Source organism: uncultured Rhodococcus sp., from assembly GCF_963525155.1.
GTDB lineage: Bacteria > Actinomycetota > Actinomycetes > Mycobacteriales > Mycobacteriaceae > Rhodococcus_F > Rhodococcus_F qingshengii.
This window is the reverse complement of the sequence record NZ_CAURKP010000301.1, coordinates 1-4,160: the sequence shown is the minus strand read 5'-3', so window position 1 is coordinate 4,160 and position 4,160 is coordinate 1. Positions and strand designations below refer to the sequence as shown.

Below are 4,160 nucleotides of genomic sequence, written 5' to 3'. Positions count from 1 at the left end.
GAGTAGCGGTCGGCGAGGTCACGCATCGCCAGGAACGCGGCGCGCTGACCGTCGACGGTGAGGGCGAGATCCGCGAGCGGGTCCTCGCGGTGCGAGTCGACTCCGCACTGGCTGATGATGATCTGCGGGCGGAAGGCTGCAATGGCTCCCGGGACGACGGCGTGAAATGCACGCAGCCACAACGCGTCGACGGTTCCGGGCAGCACCGGGATGTTCACCGCCGTACCTTCGGCGGCCCCGTCGCCGACCTCGCTCGACCATCCGGTGTTCGGCCACAAGGTTGCCGGGTGCTGATGCAGCGAGACCGTGAGCACCCGCGGGTCCCCGAGGAACGCATGTTGCACTCCGTCGCCGTGGTGAGCGTCGACGTCGATGTAGGCGATGCGGTCGTAGCCGTTGTCGAGCAGCCACGAAATCGCAACCGCCGCATCGTTGTAGACGCAGAATCCAGAGGCCCAATCCGCCATCGCGTGGTGCATGCCGCCGCCGATGCTGACCGCGCGCCTCGTACGTCCCGAAGCGATTTCCTGCGCTGCGGCCAGCGAGCCGCCGGCGAGGATCGCACTGGCTTCGTGCATGTGCGGGAAGACCGGGTTGTCCTCGGTACCGAGCCCGTGGGGAACATCCTGGCCGCTCACACCGTTGTTCGCAGAGTTACCCGCGTCTTTGACCGCTGCAAGATATGCCGGTGTGTGGATTCTGAGGAGGTCGGCATCGGACGCGGCACTCGGTTCGAGAAATTCGATGCCCTCGAGAAGTCCGAGGCTTCGCGAGAGTGCCATCGTGAGATCGAGGCGAGTGGGATTCATCGGGTGATCGGCGCTCCACCGATAGCTCAGGTACTCCGGACTCCACACCACGACTCGATTCGCTCGAGACGCCGCGGGGTCCCCGTCAGATCTGATCGACGCGGTCATGGGATCACGCTACTTCCTTCTCGTTTCGTGCTGCACACCACACTCGTGGCCCGCTTCGGAGACCGAGATCGAGTGACACGAATCCAATTCGGACACGCGCTGGACTCGCCGCGGTGGAGGCGGCACCGGAACCACGAACTGAACGGTAGAATGATCAACTGACGAAGGGGTTGAGTGTGAAGGATCTAGTCGACACCACGGAGATGTATCTCCGGACGATCTACGACTTGGAAGAAGAGGGCGTAGTCCCACTCCGGGCGCGGATCGCCGAGCGGCTCGAACAGAGCGGACCCACCGTCAGCCAGACTGTTGCGCGAATGGAGCGTGACGGCTTGCTGATGGTCGCCGGCGATCGACATCTGGAACTCACCGACAAGGGTCGCGATCTCGCGATCTCTGTCATGCGTAAGCACCGGTTGGCAGAGCGCCTGCTGGTGGACGTCATCGGTCTCAAATGGGAAGACGTACATGCCGAGGCATGCCGTTGGGAGCACGTGATGAGCGAGGAGGTCGAGCGTCGGCTCGTCGTCGTTCTGAACAACCCCACGACGTCGCCCTACGGCAACCCGATTCCGGGCTTGGACCAGTTGGGACTCGACGGCCCGGTTGCCACCACCGAAACATTGGTGCGCCTGACCGATATTCCGCACGGCGCACAGACAGCTGTGGTCGTTCGGCGACTCGCCGAGCACGTGCAGTCCGATCCCGAGGTGATCGCGCAGCTGCGTGACGCCGGCGTCGTTCCCGACGCCAGGGTGACGGTCGAAACCCGTCCGGGCTCGGTGACGATCATCGTGCCGGGTCACAGCGGGTTCGACCTGTCCGAGGAAATGGCTCACGCCGTTCAGGTCAAGCAGGTCTGAGGAAGTAGATGAAACTCCTGGTCACCGGCGGCGCCGGTTACGTCGGCAGTGTGTGCAGCACTGTGTTGCTCGAGCGTGGACACGAGGTTGTCGTCATCGACGACCTCTCCACCGGAAATGCCGACGCGGTACCTGCCGGTGCCGAGTTCATCGAAGGAGACGTGGGAGCGCTTGCTGCCGACGTCCTCGGCAGTGCGGGTTCACCGGTTTTCGACGGTGTGCTTCACTTCGCGGCGCAGTCGCTGGTGGGCGAATCGGTGCTGCACCCCGAAAAGTACTGGCGCGGAAACGTCGTCACGACCATCGAACTGCTCGAGGCGATCCGTGTCTCCGGTACTCCGCGCCTCGTGTTCTCGTCCACCGCCGCTACGTACGGCGAACCGGAGCAGTCCCCCATCGTGGAGACCGCTCCGACCCGCCCCACGAATCCGTACGGCGCGACCAAGCTCGCGATCGATCATGCGATCACCTCGTACTCGATCGCCCACGGCCTCGGTGCGACGAGCTTGCGCTACTTCAACGTCGCAGGTGCGTACAAGTCCGCCGGCGAGAACCGGGTGATCGAAACCCACCTGATTCCACTCGTCCTGCAGGTCGCGCTCGAACAGCGGGACAAGATCTCGGTCTTCGGAACCGACTGGCCCACGCCGGACGGAACCGCGGTACGCGACTACATCCACGTGCTGGACCTCGCCGAAGCACATCTACTGGCGCTCGAATCCTCGGTTCCCGGCGAGCACCGCATCTACAACCTCGGAAGCGGTGCCGGCTTCAGCGTGCGCGAGGTGATCGCCGCCTGTGCGCGGGTCACCGGCCTGCCGATCAACGTCGAGGACGCGTCACGACGGCTGGGTGATCCGGCGGTACTGATCGCATCGAGCGACAAGGCGATTGCCGAGTTGGGTTGGACGCCCACGCGTACCGATCTCGACGTCATCGTCGCCGACGCATGGCAGTTCCTCCAGGATCTGGGCGACCGCTCACACGCTGCTCGCTAGCTTCCATTCGGCAGTGCCGGCGGCAAGCCGGTGATTCCGAGCGATTCCCCGATGGACAATCCGACGGCCGCGAGGTCACGGATTCCGTCGGGGCGCATACCGGATTGCAGCGATAGATCCAGCAATCCCGCCAAGGTGTGTTCCGAATCGGCCGACAGCGCGGCCGACAGCGCAACACCTGCCAGAGGGCCGTCGCCACGCACGTATGCAAAGAAGCCGAGAAGTGTTGCCGGCCAAGCTCGTTCGGGCGACGGTACTTCATGGGTGAGCACGAGCCACAATTGCTCAGCATGTGCCGCAACCGACGTGATCGCCAATCCCAGCACCACGTCGCGCACGCGTACGTCCGTCAAAGCGACCACCAGATCGGCGCATTCCTGCGGGTCAGGGCAGTGAGCGCCTGCCTCGACACGGCGGACATGTTCCAACACCAGATCGATCCGGCACTGAACTGCGGTTTCACCGCTCGGTCCCCCACTGTGCGCGCTCGACTCTCGTCGGCTCGCGATCAGTCGGGCAATCGTGTCGTGATTGCGAGCGGCGCCGTGTACCCACCGGACCAGTTCCTCACGCGAACGGCGAATGACCCTCCCGCCCAACACCTGTGCTGCCGCAACCGACGAAGATGTCGGGTCTGGCAGGGTGCCGCGGTGAATCGAACGCATGACGCTCGTCCACGGCTGGCCAGATTCTATTGCGGCCGTGCACAATACGTCGGCCAGCTCGACGCAGGTTCCGCCGAGCATGTCTTCGAATACCTCGGCCAGCTCGATGGTTTCATCGATCAGAGTTTCAGCTGCCGAGCAATCGGTGATCACCACGAGAACGACCGCACGCGCGCCTTCCCCGTCACAGACGGCGGCGAACTGGCGCAGCGCCGCGCTCATCTGCCTCGCGGGCTTCCCCCTGACACTGGGAAAGTAGTCGTGCCGCATCACTGGTCCGAGCGTCGAGGCAGAGGCGCCCATCAGAGACAGCGCAACCACCGAGTTGGACGGGTGGAAGCCCAGGAGTGCGGGTATTGCCGCGATCAATTCGCCTGGATCGGAGACGCGTTCGACGCATCCGAGAAGGGCGGCAAGGTCGTCGTCGGAGAATTCGAATTCTCCCGGAAGAGGTGATGTCGTCATGCACACACCGTCGCTGATCACCCTGACCCGGCCGTCTGCTCGACCAGGGAAAACAGCTGCGTCCAAGTCGTCTGTGGATTACCGCATTTGTTGGGGACCAAGTACCGCGCCGCACCGAGCAGTTCCGCTACTTGTCGGACCTGTGTGCTGCGAAATCACTTGCCTGCTTTGACCTTCTGTACGGCTGCGGTGAACGCTTGATCCAGCGGTGCCGTCGAGGGCGTCGCAGAACCGAACGTCAGCAGTGTTGTC

Annotated in this window: 4 protein-coding genes; 2 read left to right on the top strand and 2 right to left on the bottom strand. The window is 63.9% G+C overall.

Features of this window, described 5'->3' with window-relative positions:
• Nucleotides 1–917: acetoin utilization protein AcuC (locus RWT78_RS28505; protein WP_314682688.1), on the bottom strand; the 917-nt coding region annotated here is incomplete at its 3' end.
• Between the two features lie 176 nt (nt 918–1,093).
• On the opposite strand from RWT78_RS28505, the gene RWT78_RS28500 reads away from it, so the two are divergent.
• Both RWT78_RS28500 and galE read left to right on the top strand, forming a co-directional pair.
• The gene (locus RWT78_RS28500) at nt 1,094–1,780 is read left to right on the top strand and encodes a metal-dependent transcriptional regulator (RefSeq protein WP_003942150.1); all 687 of its coding nucleotides are present in this window, start codon (nt 1,094–1,096) and stop codon (nt 1,778–1,780) included.
• A gap of 8 nt (nt 1,781–1,788) precedes the next feature.
• Complete coding sequence (gene galE / locus RWT78_RS28495; protein ID WP_003942257.1) at nt 1,789–2,778, top strand: UDP-glucose 4-epimerase GalE; 990 nt, start codon at nt 1,789–1,791, stop codon at nt 2,776–2,778.
• On the opposite strand, the gene RWT78_RS28490 is transcribed toward galE, so the two are convergent.
• Nucleotides 2,775–3,908 carry a DUF4192 domain-containing protein gene (locus tag RWT78_RS28490; RefSeq protein WP_314682684.1) on the bottom strand — a complete coding sequence of 378 codons (1,134 nt, stop codon included), beginning with the start codon at nt 3,906–3,908 and terminating at the stop codon, nt 2,775–2,777. The genes galE and RWT78_RS28490 overlap by 4 nt on opposite strands.
• Nucleotides 3,909–4,160 lie beyond the last annotated feature (252 nt).